The organism is Pseudomonas allii (genome assembly GCF_055380095.1).
In genome coordinates this window covers 293,097-308,824 of record NZ_AP039450.1, presented here as the reverse complement: position 1 = coordinate 308,824, position 15,728 = coordinate 293,097, and the positions used below count along the sequence as shown (strand labels likewise).

The window sequence follows — 15,728 nt, the reverse complement described above, 5'->3', positions numbered from 1 at the left end:
GTTCAATTTAATCAGACGAACGGTGTGGCGCCATTTTTACGGCGATTTTATGAAGAAAAACCCATTCGTTTTAAGAACATGTACTTGCATCGTTATTTCACAAAAAATCTTGGCCGAATGGACAAAATCGACACAAAACTGACATATGCATCAACAGATATTCAGTTGCCCTACATTGTCTCGAAAATTTGCCTACACGAAACCGCGATTAAACTGACGGTTTATATCGCGGCACAGAATACGGAAACCGCACCTGTATTCAAGGGAAAACCGGCTGAGCGGTCGATCCAAATGCCCCAAGAGGCCACGGCCGATGTATCGCTTTGTACGTAGTCACGGTTTCGCTACACAACGAAGCAAAACCCGCGCCGCATGACACAGTGCAGATACCTCCAGGGCGCTCAATAAGCCCACACCCACTTGTTGAACCCGGAGGATACCCACCATGAACTGGAACACCTTGATCGCCGTCAGCCTGCTGGCTTTTGCCGTCAACGCCCACGCCGATGTACAGCCCAAGCTGGATATCCAGCGCGTGCTGACCACTGTCGAAGACACAAACGGAGCGTGTGGGATCGTGAATGCACACATGACCTACCTGGATTCCCACGGGCAGCAACAGGTATTGGACTACAAGAAGTTTGCAGATAACTGCGCAGAAGGCAGTTGAGATTTGCGCGAACCGGGCACCTGAGTGCCCGGTTTCGGAGCGTTTTCTGAAGGCTTAGCGCACACGACGCTCGGTGAACGCGTAGTCATCCTGGCAATCGCTGGTCGGGTCCGACGCCACACTCACGTAATGCACCGTGTCTGCGTCCAGCAGCTTATAGGTGTACACATCCGGCGAACGCACACCGTCGGTACGCAACTCATTCCTGCCATTGGCCGCCGACCACGAACCCTGCTCGGTCTGGATCACCTTGGTCTGCTGCGCATCGCGGTAGAAGGTAATCACAAAACGCCCGTCGGGCTTGAGAGTGTTGGTCCACGACAGGAACTGGCACTTACCGGTCTCGGTGCGCAGGCCTTTCCAGGTGCCCACCAGCGCCGGGTCGTTGGCGGGTTTGTTGGACGAGCACGCGCCGAGCGCAGCGGTGAGGAGGATGAGAGACAGGGAGAGAATCCGTTTCACGTGGGGCTTCCTTGGGTTTGGAGAAGATTTTTGCCAGGGTAGACCCTTCGGTGGCAGGGGAGAAATCCTACACTCGCCAGCTGGAAAAAGGGGCGTGCGTGGAAAAAGCGTGGGGTCTGCAAAAATAGTCAGAATTCAGGGGTTTACAGAACCTTGCCAATCGCTATAATCGTCGCCCTAACACGCCGGTATAGCTCAGTTGGTAGAGCAACTGACTTGTAATCAGTAGGTCCCGGGTTCGACTCCTGGTGCCGGCACCATATAAGACGAAGCCCTCACAGAAATGTGAGGGCTTTGTTGTTTCTGGGACATTTGATCCCAGTCGTCCGCTTGAAAACCCTCCATCATTCCCTGGCCCGACAAACCGCTCTTGACCGGCTAACGGCCGAAGCCTAACGTTTGCATACCGTGTACACAACGTATACAGAAAATGTCTGGAGCAACCTTATGGCAGCCTCTCCCGTTCTGTCTTTCCGCGTAAAGCCTGAACTTGCCAGCGAGTTGGATCAACTGGCACACGCGACTGACCGAGATCGTCAATACCATCTGCAACGCGCGTTGAGCCGATACGTGGCTGATGAATCCTGGCATTTCAAAGCCGTGCAGGAGGGCATCGCTGATGCTGAGGCCGGCAATGTCACAGATCTGGATGCCGTAAAGGCTAAGTGGGTAAAACGTGCCGAAGATCGCGTTAAGCAGCAAAGCGGAAAGTGACCTGGATGGAATCTACGAGCATTACCAAGGGTTAGTCGGGCCGGAATTGGGAGAATCGGCTGTCTTCCACATCCTCAACTGCCTGGAAATGCTGGAGCGCTTTCCTAATGCGGGGAAGGCATCTTCAGTGCCCGATTGTCGCGAGCTGATTATCACCACCTATCCGTACCGAGCGACTTACAGCCTGCAAGGTGATCGTGTGATGGTCTTCCGTATTCTTCACCAACATTCGGAGCGTCGGGAGGATTGGTGACCCCCACAGAAAAGGTCCGCCCTCGCCGTAGTGCGGTTCAACTTGTGGCGAGGGAGCTTCGGAGCAGTCCCGGTCTTTTCAAGCAAAGCGCTCGCCACAGGGTGTTTTGTACTTTTTGACGGGGCCACAGCCTATTTCAATCCCATCTTCAAGCATCTCGCTGCTCTCGACATTCGCCTGATGGTTCGTTATCGCGCCCTATAAAGCCCCATCTGACCTCCAACAAAAAAGGCACTTGCCGCGAACGCCAAGTGCCTTTCTCACACCACCTGAAACCCAATCACCGCGCCAACATAAACGTCTCATACTCCAGGTCTTCCAGCGCCGACGACAACCGTGCCAGCCCCAGCAATACGCACACCAGCAACGACAACGTAAACCCGTAGCCGAAGAAACTGGGCCCCAGGTGCATGCTGAGCAGTGTCAGGGCTGCGTTGAGTACGGCAAACAGTACGCACAGTTCCAGGACCACGCGGCGTTTGTCGAGGTAGAAGAACACGTTGAGCAACGCCATGAAGACCACCTGGATGCTCACACCGATCAAGTCGATGTAGAACAGTGGCAGGTAGTAGCTGGAGATGCCGATCCATTCCAGCAGGCGCGGGGCGAAGAGGAACAGCAGCACCACGGTCAGGCCTTGGACTTTGCAGATTTCCAGCAGGCCCTGGCGGATGGAGAGGGTCATTTCGGTTTTCAGCGAGCCGATGTGCTGCAAGGTCTCGCCGTCGCGGATGGCACGGAACAAGCGGTCGTACCACTCGGCAAAGTCGGTCTCGATACGCACCAGGAACACGGCCATGCCGGGGATGATCGCCAAGTAGGCGATGAAGATCGGCATGTCGTACAGGATCGAGGCGCGCAGCGGGCCTATGACTTCGTTGGAAGTGCCTGGGTTGAACCAGAACAGGATTTTGTCGACCCAGATGCCAAAGTTGTAGAAGAACCCGGTCACCAGCAGGCTGACGAACACGTTGCGACGATTGAGAAAATCAAACGCAATCATTTTCTCGGCACGGTACTCGCGCAGGATGTCGTACAGGTACAGGAACAACAGGCTGCCGTGGCCGATCAACAGCGCCAGCAACAGGCCGGGCATCTTCAGGAAGCTCAGCAGGTAGGCGCTCGCGACCATCAGCGAGTAACCCACCACCATCACCAGCAGGATGCGGTTGTACTTTTTCATCCCCGAAAGAAAGATGATCACCAGCCACAGGTTGCACAGCACCACGAAGTTCGACAGCACCAGCACGCGGTAGATCAGCGGTTGATCAAACAGTAGCGCCAGCACGATCACCCCCAATACCCCGGCACCGACCGTCACCATCAACAAAATGCCCAGCAGGTTGGGCAGGATCTGGTCGTAGTTGCGCTCGAACAACTGGTCGGACACGAAGCGGGTGAAGAACAACTGCAGGCCACCCGTCAGGATCAATGAGCTGGCCATCAGGTACGTCACCGTGACCAGAAACTGCCCCACCAATGCGTTGGGCAACAGCAGGCCCAGGCTGATGATCCCCACCAGCATCACGCTGATGATCGACAGCACCCACGGGCCGGAGCTGATCAGGCCCGCATACACATAGGCGTGCAAGGTGGCGGTGTATGAGTCGCGCGAGAGGATCTTGCGCAGTTCGAAGCCAATACCGGCCATTTAACTGTTCTCCATGGCGGCCTGGTACAGGTCGCGGTAGCGCTGCAGCATCAAGGCTTCGGTGTAGTAACGGTTGACCCGCAGCAAGCCGGCGGCCTGTGCAGCTTTCCAACGTTCGGGGCTGCGCAGCAGTTCGAGGATGGCGGCGGATGTCGCCTGTGGGTCGGCAATTGCCACCACCTTGCCCGCCACGCCGAGGTCGCGGTCTTCGGCGCTGCCGCCTTCGATCAGTTCGCGGCACGAGCCGACGTCGCTGCTGACGACCGGCGTACCGGCGGCCCAGGCTTCGAGGATCACCAAGGGTTGTGCTTCGCTGATCGAGGTCAGCACCATCAGGCCCAGCTTGGGCAAGATGTCCTGGATGCGCTGGAAACCCAGGAAGTGCACTTTGCCTTCGAGCCCCAGGCTCGCCATCAGGCTGCGGCATTCGCTCACGTATTCCGGGTCTTCTTCCTCGGGGCCGACAATCCAGCCTTCGGCGTGCGGCATGGCGCTGATCACGCCGCGCATGGCACGCAGGAACGTTTTCACGTCCTTGATCGGCACCACGCGCCCGATCAACCCGACCACCGGCGCAATACCCGGCTCACGGGTTTCCATGGCACGGGACCACTGCGACAGGTCGATGCCGTTGGCGATCAACGCGGTGCGGCTCGGATCGGCACCGTCCTTGATCTGGCGCTGACGGTTGCCGTCATACAAGGCAATGATCTTGTCGGCGCTGTTGTAGGCCAGTTGGCCGATCCGTTCGAAGTAGCGCACCCACAGGGTCCGGATATACCCCGAGCCCCCGTCGAGGCTGCGGTTGAGCGCCTGCCCGGAGGTTTCGGCAATCCAGGTGGCCTGGGCCAGATCGATCTTGCGCTCCTTGGTATAGATACCGTGTTCGCTCAGCAGGTAAGTGCATTTCCAGCGGTGCTTGAGGATGCACCCCAGCAGCCCGGCGTAACCGGTGGAAATCGAGTGCAGCACCCGCGCCGGCGGCATCTTGCGCGAGGCCTCGGCGAGCATCAGCAACGGCGATTGCAACGAACGCAACGTCCAGAAATAGTTGACGAAAGACGGGTCGGCGCAGTGCTGGCGGTAGCCTTCGCTGAGGGTTTCCCAACTGGCACGGCTGCGCAGTACATCATCCAGGGTCATATGGCCCTCGGCAATGCAATTGAGCAGGCGCTCCCCCAGCTCCCGCTCGGGCTGATCCGGGTGATGCAAAAAGCGATACAGGTCAGCCAACTGCTGCGGGTCGGCATCGCGGGGGGTGCCACGGGTATCGACCGGGTGCGTCGCGTCTTCGAGGAACACCTCTTCGATGTGCACCACGTTCACCGGCACTTCATAACGCCGCGAGGTATACGCCGAGCGCTGACCACCGATGAACATCACCGAAAAAGTCAGCTCCGGCAGGCCGAGGATCATCTGGTGAATCCAGCTCGATACACCGCCGCGCACGTACGGCCAGGTGCCTTCCAGCAGCAGGCAAATGTCAGCCGTCGGGGTGGTTTCCTTATGATTCATTCCAGCTCCTCACCAACTCAGCAAAGGGTGGCCGCTGACGGGTTTCTTCCGGCAGGCTGGCGAGCAGCCCGGGGATTTCGTGATAGCGACCCGCTTCGAACGCTAACTCGGCATGGAAAGGCAGTAACTGAGCCGGCCCCAGACCGTTTCGCTCAGCCTCGTGCAGCAGGGCCTCAGCTCGCTCGTTTTCACCGCGCTCCAGGGCAATACGGCCGGCCAGCAGCAACAGCTCGCCGCCCTCACCGGCCGCCAGACCTTGTTCGGCATGTTCGCTGGCCTGGTTCAGCACGTGCTCAAGCACGCTGCCTTGGGCCAGGCCGAGGTAGGCCAATTCCCAATACCAGCGCGCCAGCATGCTGTGCACCGGGCCGGCAGTTCGCGGGCCGACGCCGGCCAACTGTTCCAACGCCATCTGGATGTGCAGGTTGATGTCACTTTCCTGCTTGTCGAGCATCGAGTACGCCAGCAGACGGACGTCATCACTGGGGTCACCCAAGGCCAGCTTGAGGATGGGTACCGCGTCCTTGCCAGGCATGCGGCGAGTCGCCAGCAGCGCGGCCAGACGCTGATCGGGATCGGGCGCGTGGCGCAGCACGTCCTGCAAACCACCATCGGCGAAGATCGGCGTGCGTGTCTGGGCCTTTGCACGGAACGGCAGGCCTGGAATGCCGACCGATTGCCACGCTTGCTGGTCGCGTTTACGCGGCAGGTACAGCGCCGGGAAGATCGACGCAACCACGCCCAGGGTGCCGATCACCGGCACAAAGAACGCCAGGCTGAAAATGAACAGCGGGCTCCACGGCAGAGGCGCCCGGTAGCGCGCCGGCAACAGCAACCATACGGCGCCGCACAGCATCAGGCAGGCCACCCCATGGCTGAAGGTGAACACCAGCAGTTGGTGCATCTGCGGCGCATCGAGCCACAGGCTGGCCCAACTGCCTGCCTCCAGCAGCACGGCGCCGCTAAACAGCCACTTGCTGATCATTCAGGCCACACTCGTTGTAGAGGAAGTTACGCAGCCCGTTGCGATCACAGCCAGGCTCCAGATTGAAAGGCATGACCCGCACACCCAGGCTGTCCAGGTCGGTATCGATACCAAAGTGCTCGTGCAACAACATGCCGATCCGCGCCAGGTAGCCTTCGGTACCTTCCGGGCTGGTCAGCGGCAACAGCACCAGCAGCAGGCGATGTTCGCGGTTGTTGCGCACCGCCAGGTGCAAGTCCAGGCCACGTTGGCTGCGCTCCATCAGACGCGACAGTTCCTCATTGGCGCGCGTCATCTCGAACGCGAACAACCCGGCGGGCAACGTGTGCTGTTCCACATCCACCAGCGACCGCTTGAGCTGCAACGAAAATTGCTGGGCGTGCGCATCGGGCAGGCTCAGCACTTGCGGATCGCGGCGCAACAGGTCGGCAATGTGACCGGCCAGCAGCGACAACAGGCTCAAGGTGCGATCCTGGAACGCAAAGAACGGCATTTGCCGAACCGCCAGGATCGCCAGCAAGCGGCCTTCGGCATCGATCAATGGGATGCAGGCCTGCAGCGCGGAAAACTGCGCGGCATTACCGGCGTCGATCAGCTCCTGGCGTACGCTCACCAGTTCGCCGCGTTCCAGGCATAGCCGGATCAAACCGTCATCGGTTTCCAGCGGCCCCATCACGCCGATCATCGCCAAGGCCTGGGGCAGTAGGTTTTTCTCACTGTCGTCGACGCGGTACAAACCCGCCACGCGCAATGCGCCGTATTGGCCGAGCATCGCCACGATCGGCTCGGCCAGCTCGCTCAATGCGTCGCCTTCGACCGGCATGCCGCGCAGTTTTTCACGCAGGCCCAGCAACGAGCTGCGCAGGCTCTGGTCACTGCCGGCCACGCGCTGCTCCAGCAGGTCATGGGACACCCGCAGGATCTGGTGGGCACGGGTGAATTCATCAAGGCGGTACTGACGGTATTCGTTAGCCATCTGCAGACGCTCCAGGCGGCGCACCCACAGGTCGCGAACCTCGCCTACCAGCATCCCGCACACCAGCACACCGACGATGAACGAGGGTTCAAGCTGGGTATAACCTGCATGCCCGCTGTAGCGCAGGGCAAACAGCGCCGCCACCAACAGCACGGCGCTGAACAGGCCGCGCACAAAACCGTAACGCACACCCAACAGCAGTGGCGCCAGGATTGGCCAGGGGAAACCACCGCGCATTTGCAACGGGTCTTCGGGGGTCAGCCAGAAGCCCAGGCCAATGGCCAAGCCCGTTACCAGGAGTGTTTCCAGCCAAGACACCGGCCCGCTGGCGCGAGGCGCCAGGCTGTAATCCATGTGTGGAGAATTCATTGCGTTCACTCGAATCGAAGGGCGCCAACCAGTTTGTCGATTACCGTCTGAGCATTGCCCGCCAGGCTTTCACGGGACCAACCGGCGCGCGCGCCGCTTTTGCTCCAGAGCACACGACCACTGTTGGCGTCGAGCACGCGCAGGCTGATGCCCACCGCCGGCTCGCCATCCAGGCCGTTCTTGTACTGCCACTCTTCGACGCTGCCGGCGACGACGTAATCGAGCTTCTGCTCACGTGCCCATTCCAGGGCACCGGTCAGGCGCTCGTTGTCGTCCATCAGCGCCTGTTCGCCCTGGGTGCTGGTCGGGTAAACACGCGGTTGCAGGCCGTGGCTGCTGAGTACGCTGAGCAGGATCTGCTCGCTGCGCTCACCGGCTTGCGGGGTCTGCGAATAGTTGATCATCGGCACGATCCCCCACTGCGCGTTGCGCGGCAGGTTAGGGCTGTTTTCACTGGTGAAGCTGGAGCAGCCGGCGACGAACAGCACTGTCAGGGCCAGGCTCAGGTTACGAATTGCTTGCATAGGTTTTTCTCCCGTAGATTCTGTAATCAGCGCCCGAAACGCACGCCGTAGCTCATGCCCAGTGTGCCGCCGGACTTGCCATCCCCGCCTTGTGGCGCAGATTGGTAGCCGAAGGTGAGGGCCAGTTCGTCATCACCCAGCACTTCGAAACCAATGCCCGTGTTGACGCCATAGTTGAAGGTTTGGTCGGTCCACTGCCAGCCCGCCGTCATGTCCACCAGCCAGGTGTATTGCGGCTTGCTGCGCACCAGCGCACCGGGGATGCCGCGACGCCAGGACGTGCCGACATAGAGTTGGCCGTAGCGGCTTTGCAGCAGGTCGCCCGACGGGATGGTCTGCAACTCGATCGGGTCACCCGGCTCAGGCGGCGCGACATCAGGCACTCGAATCGGGCCTTTGAAGTCGCTGGAGAGGTAATCCAGGTTGCGATCCTTCACGTTGTTCTTCTGGTAATCCACACCACTGCGCACCGTCCAGTTAGGCCCGGCAAATTCCAGCGTGTGGTTAAGCTCCAGCTTCAGCGCATGACCGCTGCCCAGCGAGTCACCGGCACGGGTCGAGAACGAGCGCTGCGCCACTTCCCAGCTCAACTGGTCCCGCGCAGTCAGGCCGTGACGGCCGCCGACCCAGGCGCGGTCTTGCTGGCCGAAAGCCCGCATCAGGCCGCTGTCGTCGCTCTTGCGATGCCAGTCCAGCCCGGTCTCGATCTGATGGCGAGAATCCAACTGCCACATGCGCGACAGGCCCAGGCCGTTACGGTCGTCGTCCTTGCGTTGGCTGGTGTCGGCGAACAGCTTCCAGCTGCCGTTTTCCACCGAGCGCACCAAGGTCAGGGCTGCATTGCTTTCGTCGCCGATGCGCGAAGAGATGACGTCGTCGCCTTTATAGTTGCCGTGTTCCATCTCGACATCGGCGTACCAGTTGTCACCCAGGTTGTGGGCAATTTCCAGGCGCGGCGCGTCAAACGACAAACCACCGAAATCCTGTTTCTGATACGACAGCAATGCGCCTTGCGGGGTGGCTTCGTGGATCTCCACCGCCTGGCGACGCAGTTGCTCGTTCACCGAATCCGGCTGGTCGTCGCCCAGTGCAGACAGGCTGGTGTCCAGTGCCTCGTTGGTACGCCCCAAACGGCTGAGCGCCTGTGCGCGCTGCGCCGGGTTCAGGTCGCTGCTGGCCAACAGGGTTTCGACCTGGGCTTTATTGCGGCTGCGCAAGGCTTCCTGGATCTGCTCGTAACGGTCGACCTTGAGCCCTTGGGTGCGCGCCCAGGCCAGCCAGTCGTCTTTCTGCGCTTGCTGGTTGGTCGCATCCAGGCGGGCCAGCAGGCGTTCGAACCACAGCTGTTTCATCGACGGCGAACCGTCTTTCCACTTCAGCAGTTCTTGCTGGGCCTTCTGCGGCGAGTAGCTGCTGGACATCAAGCGCAGCCAGATCGCGTAGCGCTGGGATGATGGCTGCAGGTTGTCGGCCTCGGGGCTGCGCAGCAACTTCAAGCGCAGGCGCTGGGCGGCGTCCTGGTAGCCGGAGGTGTCCAGTGCGTCGGCATACGCGGCCTGCACCAGCCAGTCGTTCGGGCTGAGCTTGAGGTACAGGCGATACCAGGCCAACGCCTCGGCATCGCGCCCCAACAGCTGGCTGGCACTGGCGAACGGCAGCCAGAGCAGGCGGTCTGCCCGTGCAGAGGCACGCCATTTGGCCAGCAGGGGCTTGAGTTTTGCCGTGTCGGCCTGGTCGACATACAGCCAGGTCAAACGCTCGCGAAACAGGTTGTCATCGGGGTAGCGCGACAAGCCCAGCAGATAGAGGCGCTCGGCCTCGGAGGGATCGCCCTGCTCCACCGCCAAGGCAGCGCGTACCGCCAGAACCTGGGCTTGCTCGTAGGCCTGCGGGTATTGCTTGGCGTCTTCCAACAGGGTAACGACCTGATCCCACTCGTGCAGCTCCTGGGCCAGTTGCAGCGCCTCGACCAACCGTTGCGGATCCTGGGCGCGGTGCCAGCTGTCGACCATCAACTTCAAGGCGCGCTGCGGGTCGCTGGTGCGATACAGGGTGATCAACTGGCTCTCGTCACCACTGGTCAGCTTGCCGTTGAGGGACAGCAGTTTTTCCAGGGAGACGCGCAAGTCCTCGTCGCGCTCCAGGTCCCAGGCGAGCGCGGCACGGGTGCGCCAATATTCCGGATCATCGATGGATGAGTCGTCCGACTTGACCACGTCCCAGGCCGCTGGCTCATCAAACAGCTTCATTTCGGTGCTGGCCCAATCGACCCGTTCGGCGGTGGTCAGCTTGTAGCGTTTTGCATAGTCCTTGTAGAGCTGGCCTTTGGCCGCGAACTGCCCGGTGTTTTCCAGGTTGTGCAGCAAGCGTGTCCAGGCCAGGCGATGGGCCGGGTACTTGCGCAGGTAGGTGCGCAGCCATGCCTCGGCTTCGGCCGGTGTGCCACGGGATTCATGAGCGTAGATCAACGCATCCAGCTCGATGTCTGTGAGCGCACGCTGCTGCATGATGTCGGCGAGCAGCGGGATCGAGCGGGCGAAGTCGAATTGCAGGCTGGCAAGGCGCCAGGCGTGCTCGCGGGTTTTCGGGTCTTCCTTGAGTTTGAGCAAGCGAATCCAGTAGTCCAGCGCGGCTTCGTTATCACCGCGCCACTCACCGAGCTTGGCCATTTGCTCCAGCAACTCGGTGTCATCCGGGTAATCGATGACCAGCTCCTGACCGGTTTCCCATGCACCCGCCAGATCATTGATGGACAGGCGCACATCGAATTCTTTGACCAGGATCTTGCGGTTGTCAGGCTCCAGGTCATGCCACTGCTGGAGCACGCGCTGGGCCAGGTCGAACTGCTTGGTCGCAACGGCGATATCCACGCCCTGCTCCAGCCACGCCACGTCGGTTTGCGGGTTGGTCAGCTGGGGCAACTCGTCAGCCAGCACTTGCGCGGCCTGCTCGTCACGACCGGCCGAGAGCAGGCTGTTGAACGCAAGTTGCGCGTACTCCCGCCGTTCCCCCGGCTGCTGGGCGTCACGCTTGAGTTGCAGATAGATGTCTGCCGCGCGCGCAGGCTGCTCACCCGCCAAGTACCACTGCGCGGCGGATTTGAGCGCCTCGGTGCGTTGCGCCGGGTCACGCCCTGCGATCTCTTCGAACACACTGGCGGCAAACGCCGGCGCCTGCAGGGTCAGCGCCAGCTTCGCCAGGCTTTGCAGTTGGGCAACCGGCAGCTTGCGATGATCGAAGCTTTGCAGGCGCTCGACCAACGCATGCTGCGCAATCAGGTCGTTGCCACTGGCGGCGATCAGCGCGTCCAGTTCCAGGCGATAGTAGGCCTGGATCTCCGGCTGCGGCGTGGGCCAGGCGTCCACGTGTTGGCGCGCCTTGGTGTAGTCACCCAGGCGAATCAGCAAGTCGACCAATTGCAAACGCAGGTGGTCGTCATCCGGGTGCGCCGTCAGCAACAGCTCGGCATAGTTGGCCGACACGGCGTCGGGTTCGCGCCCGTCGGGCTGGAACACTTCTTCACGCTGGAAGGTTGCCCACAGCAGGCCGCCCACGGCGACCGCGACCACCGCCAATGCCCATGGGTTGAGCAGGCGGCTGCTTTTAGTTGCAGAGGAGTTGACCATTACTCACCTGCTTCATAGGAAGTTGAAAAGTCCAAAGGCCAGCCGAAGCCTTGCCCGCGAATCGTTGCCCATCGACTTCCACGCGGCAGGCGGTTGCCGAGCGCACGGTGAAGGTCAGGTCGAACTGACCGGCGAACGAAAAGCTCACGCGACGATCGTCCAGGTAACGCCAATCGAGCAACGGCACGTTGGCCTCCTCCAGCGCAGGGCGAGGGTCTCTGTCCGCACGCAATGCGAGCAATGCCTTGTCGCTGCTCAGGGCCACATAGCGCCCTTGCGGCAAGTCACGTACACCCGCGACACCTTGGGATTTGAGCAAGTCCGGCCAGCCCATTTGTGCATCCAGGCGCACGGTACGCAGCGCGTCCATCCCGCGAATCTGCCAGGCGCCGTCCGCAGTTCGGGCCAGGCTCGACTGGTAAAGACCATGCAGACGGTCGACGTAGTCGCTCATCCACAACGACATCGGCTGTTGCTCGCGCATGTAGCCGTAGATCTCGTGCATGGCCTTGATCGAGGCTTGCTTGGTGCTGGAATAGAAGTGGTAGTAGAGGTGCAGCCCGCGCAGGCGGCGTGGGCTGTCGGTGAGCTCGAACGTCTCGATCAACTCACGGAAGCCGTAGTACGGACCTTTCCACAGGTTGGTGTAGAGGTTTTCGTTGATGATCGGCGCGTAGTACTGCAACCCCCCAGGCGTCGGCCGCAGCAACGGGTTCAACCCGGTCAGGGACGGGTTGGCCTTGGTCATGATGGTTTCGGCGCCGTTGACGTTTTTCAAGCCCGCGTCATAGGCCAGCTTGATGGTGCTGGCGGATGGCAGCGCATCGCCTGGCCAGAACACCATCTTCACGGGCTTCTGTGGCGTCGTCAGGTTCTGGTTGATGTAATCGCGCGAGCCAAAAATCTCCCGACGAAAATCGATTTTGTCGTAGCCGGCGATTTTCATGTTCAAACCGTATTCCGGGTTGAAATTTTCGCGTTTCTCGGCCTTATCCGGCTGCATGAAAAACGGGTGGCTGTAGGTATGCGTGGCCACTTCGACCTTAGGGTTGGCGAAGATCTCGCGGGCAATCGGCTCCAGCTCGCGGGCCAGGAACGGGAACGCGCCACGCGGCGAGATCTCGCCCTCGATGATCGACACCGACGTCAGGAACGGGTTGGGCTTGATGTAGTCTTCCAGGGTATGACGACCTGCATAGGGGGTGCCGCGCACTTCGGCGCGGGAGGGAAATCCGTCGCCATCGATGTGCACGGTCGCGATGCGCCGGCCATTCTCGGTGGTGGTGTCCGGCCGAGGTTGCGCCGGTAGACGCAGGCTGGCCTGAAGGAACGCGAAAGGGTCGAGAATCCAGCGGCTACGCTCGTTGTTGATTTCAAGCAGGTAAGGCGCCAGCGCCAGTCCTCCCCATTTGCCGACCACCACCGGGTTGAAAACAGCGCCATTGGCACCGCTCAAGGACAACGCCGGGGTTGGGCCGTTGGGCAATAGGGAGATCGCTGCCAAGTCACGGGAGCGAGGCACCACCGGTGCCTCGAATGCGCCCAGCAGGGCCTTGTCCTGGTGGGTGATGGTCAACACCTGAGTGGCGGGCGGCGCATCCAGCTTGAGGCCCAGGCGCTTGAGCAACAACTTGTCTTCAACCGGCAGACCACTGAAAAACACCACGGGCACCTGCTCGTCCAGACGTGCATTGATAAAGCGATTGAACGCCGATGCATCCTGCGGCGGGCCGCTGGTCATCCAGGTGACCACACCCGCGTACAAGCCACTGAAACCGTAGAGCGGCAGGTCACTGTCGGCGGGCAGGTAATCGACTCGGTAACCGAGGTACTCCAGCAAACCACCCAGGTTGCTATGGCCGGCGGCATCTTCCAGTGCACCTTCACGCGGGTCGTAGATCATCGCGATACGGCGCGGCTGGACCTCGATGCTGCTGATGCCCAGGGTGTTGAGGTCCGGGGTACTGATGTAGGGAATGAACCCCTCATCGCGCAGACGCTTGGCGAGCGCGCGCGCCTCCTCACGACGCTCGGGAGGCAAATAGTCGATGGCCACCAGCGGCACGCCCTTGGCGCGCAGCGGTTGCAGGTGGGTTTCGAGCCACTGGCGATCGGACTCGGACACCGGGCGATAGCGTTTGGCGGAAGCATCCCAACCGGCATGGATCGACTCGACCGCCACGGCGGCGGCAACGCCGTCCAGCTCAGGCAACACTTCGAAACCACGGTTGAAGAACAGCTTGAGGTTCGGCTGACGCTTGTGCAGCTCACGCAGCAAGCTGGCCAGGCCGACGCGCTGGCTCTCGCGCGAAGCCTCGGGCATCAGTTGGAAACTGTCGAGGGTGTCGAGGAACAGGCCCGCATAGCCTTGCGCTTCCAGGGCCTTGGCACGTCCGAACAGATGCTCGCGCCAGACCGGCGACGTGAGATCCATCACCTGGCTGTTCCAGGCGTCATTACGCACAGGGGAAACCGCTTTGCTCAACCCGGCTTCCTCGACCTCAGCCTTATTGCCATCAAACTCACCGATGGACAGGTAGGCAAACGGCTGGCTGCCCAGCGCCCGCAAGGCTTTCACATCGCCAGGCGTCATGTGGCCCGGTTCGACCACGGCCCAGTCGAACTGCGCCAGTTCCGGCAGCGGTGGTTGCTCGGCGTACCAGAAAGCCACGCTGTTCGGTTGGGCCAAGGCAGCAGCGTGCACAGTCGGCCCGCCGACGAATAAGGCAAAAGCAGCCAACAGCCGCTCAGCGATCGCGCGGATACGCGTCCTGCGGAAAACGATTTCCATAATTCACTCTTGAAGATGACTGAGCCAATACTGCGTAGACGTCGGGCGAAGTGACCGGCGAACTACAAGCTGCGCAACAGCTGCGCCAAACCCTGGCCAATGGAGGTCGGTTGCGGGAGTGCAAAGCGCTCCAACAGACGGGCGTTATTCGCGCGCGAATGACGGATGTCGCCTTGACGTGAAGCTTGGTACGTCACGTTCAACGCAGTACCGGTGGCACGGCCCAGCTCAGCGATCAGGTCGTTGAGACTGGTCGAACGGCTGAGCCCTACGTTGATGGCTTCAGGTGCCGGTTCGCGGGTCTCGACCGCCTGGACGAGGATGCTCACCAGGTCCTGCACGTAGACGAAGTCGCGGGTTTGCTCGCCGTCACCAAAGACGGTAATCGGCTTATCTGCCAACGCGCGCTCGGTGAAGATGCTGATCACGCCGGAGTAAGGCGAAGACGGATCCTGGCGTGGGCCGAAGATATTGAAAAAGCGGAAGATCACCGGCTCCAGGCCGTGCTCGCGACGGTAGAAGTCCAGGTAGTACTCACTGGCCAGTTTGTCGCTGGCATAAGGCGTCAGTGGCGACTTGGGCGTGTCTTCGGCGATGGCCGTGCCTTCGCCGTTGTTGCCATAGGTAGCCGCGCTGGAGGCAAACACCACACGCGCCACACCGGCCTTGAGCATGCTTTGGCACACGTTGAGAGTGCCGACGAAATTGGCCTGGTGAGTGGCGACAGGATCGTCTACCGAGGCCTGCACCGACGCAACCGCAGCCAGATGCACGACTGCGCTGCAATCAAGCATGGCTTGCTCGACCACGGCGCTGTCGGCGACATCGCCGACCAGCAGTTCCAGATCAGGATTACCGGCGGGCAGGTTAGCCACCTTACCAGTCGACAAGTTGTCCAATACGCGAATCTTGTAGCCTTTGCTCAGCAACGCATCGACCAGATGTGAACCAATAAAACCTGCACCACCGGTGACCAGAATTCGTCCTACAGCCATGAAGTTTACTTCCTAGAGACTCGAGCGCAGGCACCGACAAACGAGCCTGCTAATTAAAGGTGACAGTGTTTTAGGGCTACCCTGACCAACGTCGCCTGGCCATCCGAGTCCAAGCCGCCTTATCCCTGAATCTTGAAGAACCACAGCATGGGACGAATGCGCGTTGCTAATGTCATTTTAATGGCTTAGAGCCATCA

General features: G+C 60.8%; 12 protein-coding genes and 1 tRNA gene. 4 read left to right on the top strand and 9 right to left on the bottom strand.

What is annotated here, in order from left to right:
* The first annotated feature begins 445 nt into the window (after positions 1-445).
* Positions 446-670 (top strand): DUF2790 domain-containing protein, encoded by a 225-nt coding sequence (locus ACZ445_RS01420; RefSeq protein ID WP_058426315.1) that lies wholly within the window; start codon positions 446-448, stop codon positions 668-670.
* 54 nt (positions 671-724) lie between these two features.
* Here ACZ445_RS01420 and ACZ445_RS01415 read toward each other — a convergent pair whose 3' ends face one another.
* Positions 725-1,132: a hypothetical protein gene (locus tag ACZ445_RS01415; protein ID WP_310863209.1), complete on the bottom strand. Its 408-nt coding sequence runs from the start codon at positions 1,130-1,132 to the stop codon at positions 725-727.
* A 184-nt stretch (positions 1,133-1,316) separates the two neighbouring features.
* Here ACZ445_RS01415 and ACZ445_RS01410 point away from each other — a divergent pair.
* The 3 genes from ACZ445_RS01410 to ACZ445_RS01400 all read left to right on the top strand — a co-directional run bounded on the left by ACZ445_RS01410 (position 1,317) and on the right by ACZ445_RS01400 (position 2,099).
* Positions 1,317-1,392 (top strand) — tRNA-Thr (locus tag ACZ445_RS01410).
* A gap of 187 nt (positions 1,393-1,579) precedes the next feature.
* The gene (locus ACZ445_RS01405) at positions 1,580-1,846 is read left to right on the top strand and encodes a CopG family ribbon-helix-helix protein (RefSeq protein ID WP_310863163.1); all 267 of its coding nucleotides are present in this window, start codon (positions 1,580-1,582) and stop codon (positions 1,844-1,846) included.
* Positions 1,809-2,099, top strand: coding sequence for a type II toxin-antitoxin system RelE/ParE family toxin (locus ACZ445_RS01400; protein WP_310863162.1), 291 nt, complete (start codon positions 1,809-1,811; stop codon positions 2,097-2,099). The genes ACZ445_RS01405 and ACZ445_RS01400 overlap by 38 nt, the downstream gene beginning before the upstream one ends.
* A 280-nt stretch (positions 2,100-2,379) precedes the next feature.
* Here the strand turns inward: ACZ445_RS01400 and pelG are convergent, their stop codons facing one another.
* The 8 genes from pelG to ACZ445_RS01360 all read right to left on the bottom strand — a co-directional run bounded on the left by pelG (position 2,380) and on the right by ACZ445_RS01360 (position 15,531).
* On the bottom strand, positions 2,380-3,750 hold the full coding sequence (pelG, locus tag ACZ445_RS01395; RefSeq protein WP_179029095.1) for an exopolysaccharide Pel transporter PelG: 1,371 nt from the start codon (positions 3,748-3,750) through the stop codon (positions 2,380-2,382).
* Complete coding sequence (pelF, locus tag ACZ445_RS01390; RefSeq protein ID WP_058426214.1) at positions 3,751-5,265, bottom strand: GT4 family glycosyltransferase PelF; 1,515 nt, start codon at positions 5,263-5,265, stop codon at positions 3,751-3,753.
* Positions 5,255-6,250, bottom strand: coding sequence for a HEAT repeat domain-containing protein (locus ACZ445_RS01385; RefSeq protein WP_464707931.1), 996 nt, complete (start codon positions 6,248-6,250; stop codon positions 5,255-5,257). The genes pelF and ACZ445_RS01385 overlap by 11 nt, the downstream gene beginning before the upstream one ends.
* The gene (locus tag ACZ445_RS01380; protein WP_058426216.1) at positions 6,228-7,595 is read right to left on the bottom strand and encodes a PelD GGDEF domain-containing protein; all 1,368 of its coding nucleotides are present in this window, start codon (positions 7,593-7,595) and stop codon (positions 6,228-6,230) included. Before ACZ445_RS01380 ends, ACZ445_RS01385 begins: the two co-directional genes overlap by 23 nt.
* 5 nt (positions 7,596-7,600) lie before the next feature.
* On the bottom strand, positions 7,601-8,119 hold the full coding sequence (locus tag ACZ445_RS01375) for a hypothetical protein (RefSeq protein WP_058426217.1): 519 nt from the start codon (positions 8,117-8,119) through the stop codon (positions 7,601-7,603).
* A 26-nt stretch (positions 8,120-8,145) separates the two neighbouring features.
* Positions 8,146-11,745: a tetratricopeptide repeat protein gene (locus ACZ445_RS01370; protein ID WP_464707930.1), complete on the bottom strand. Its 3,600-nt coding sequence runs from the start codon at positions 11,743-11,745 to the stop codon at positions 8,146-8,148.
* On the bottom strand, positions 11,723-14,536 hold the full coding sequence (locus ACZ445_RS01365; protein ID WP_464704670.1) for a bifunctional glycoside hydrolase 114/ polysaccharide deacetylase family protein: 2,814 nt from the start codon (positions 14,534-14,536) through the stop codon (positions 11,723-11,725). Before ACZ445_RS01365 ends, ACZ445_RS01370 begins: the two co-directional genes overlap by 23 nt.
* A 62-nt stretch (positions 14,537-14,598) precedes the next feature.
* Complete coding sequence (locus tag ACZ445_RS01360) at positions 14,599-15,531, bottom strand: SDR family NAD(P)-dependent oxidoreductase (RefSeq protein WP_058426220.1); 933 nt, start codon at positions 15,529-15,531, stop codon at positions 14,599-14,601.
* Between the last annotated feature and the right edge of the window lie 197 nt (positions 15,532-15,728).

Excerpts from the sequence above, each read along its gene's own strand:
- ACZ445_RS01420 (WP_058426315.1), top strand. The coding sequence starts at position 446 with ATGAACTGGAACACCTTGATCGCCGTCAGCCTGCTGGCTTTTGCCGTC.
- ACZ445_RS01405 (WP_310863163.1), top strand. The coding sequence starts at position 1,580 with ATGGCAGCCTCTCCCGTTCTGTCTTTCCGCGTAAAGCCTGAACTTGCC.
- pelG (WP_179029095.1), bottom strand. The coding sequence starts at position 3,750 with ATGGCCGGTATTGGCTTCGAACTGCGCAAGATCCTCTCGCGCGACTCA.
- pelF (WP_058426214.1), bottom strand. The coding sequence starts at position 5,265 with ATGAATCATAAGGAAACCACCCCGACGGCTGACATTTGCCTGCTGCTG.
- ACZ445_RS01385 (WP_464707931.1), bottom strand. The coding sequence starts at position 6,250 with ATGATCAGCAAGTGGCTGTTTAGCGGCGCCGTGCTGCTGGAGGCAGGC.
- ACZ445_RS01380 (WP_058426216.1), bottom strand. The coding sequence starts at position 7,595 with ATGAATTCTCCACACATGGATTACAGCCTGGCGCCTCGCGCCAGCGGG.
- ACZ445_RS01375 (WP_058426217.1), bottom strand. The coding sequence starts at position 8,119 with ATGCAAGCAATTCGTAACCTGAGCCTGGCCCTGACAGTGCTGTTCGTC.
- ACZ445_RS01370 (WP_464707930.1), bottom strand. The coding sequence starts at position 11,745 with ATGGTCAACTCCTCTGCAACTAAAAGCAGCCGCCTGCTCAACCCATGG.
- ACZ445_RS01365 (WP_464704670.1), bottom strand. The coding sequence starts at position 14,536 with ATGGAAATCGTTTTCCGCAGGACGCGTATCCGCGCGATCGCTGAGCGG.
- ACZ445_RS01360 (WP_058426220.1), bottom strand. The coding sequence starts at position 15,531 with ATGGCTGTAGGACGAATTCTGGTCACCGGTGGTGCAGGTTTTATTGGT.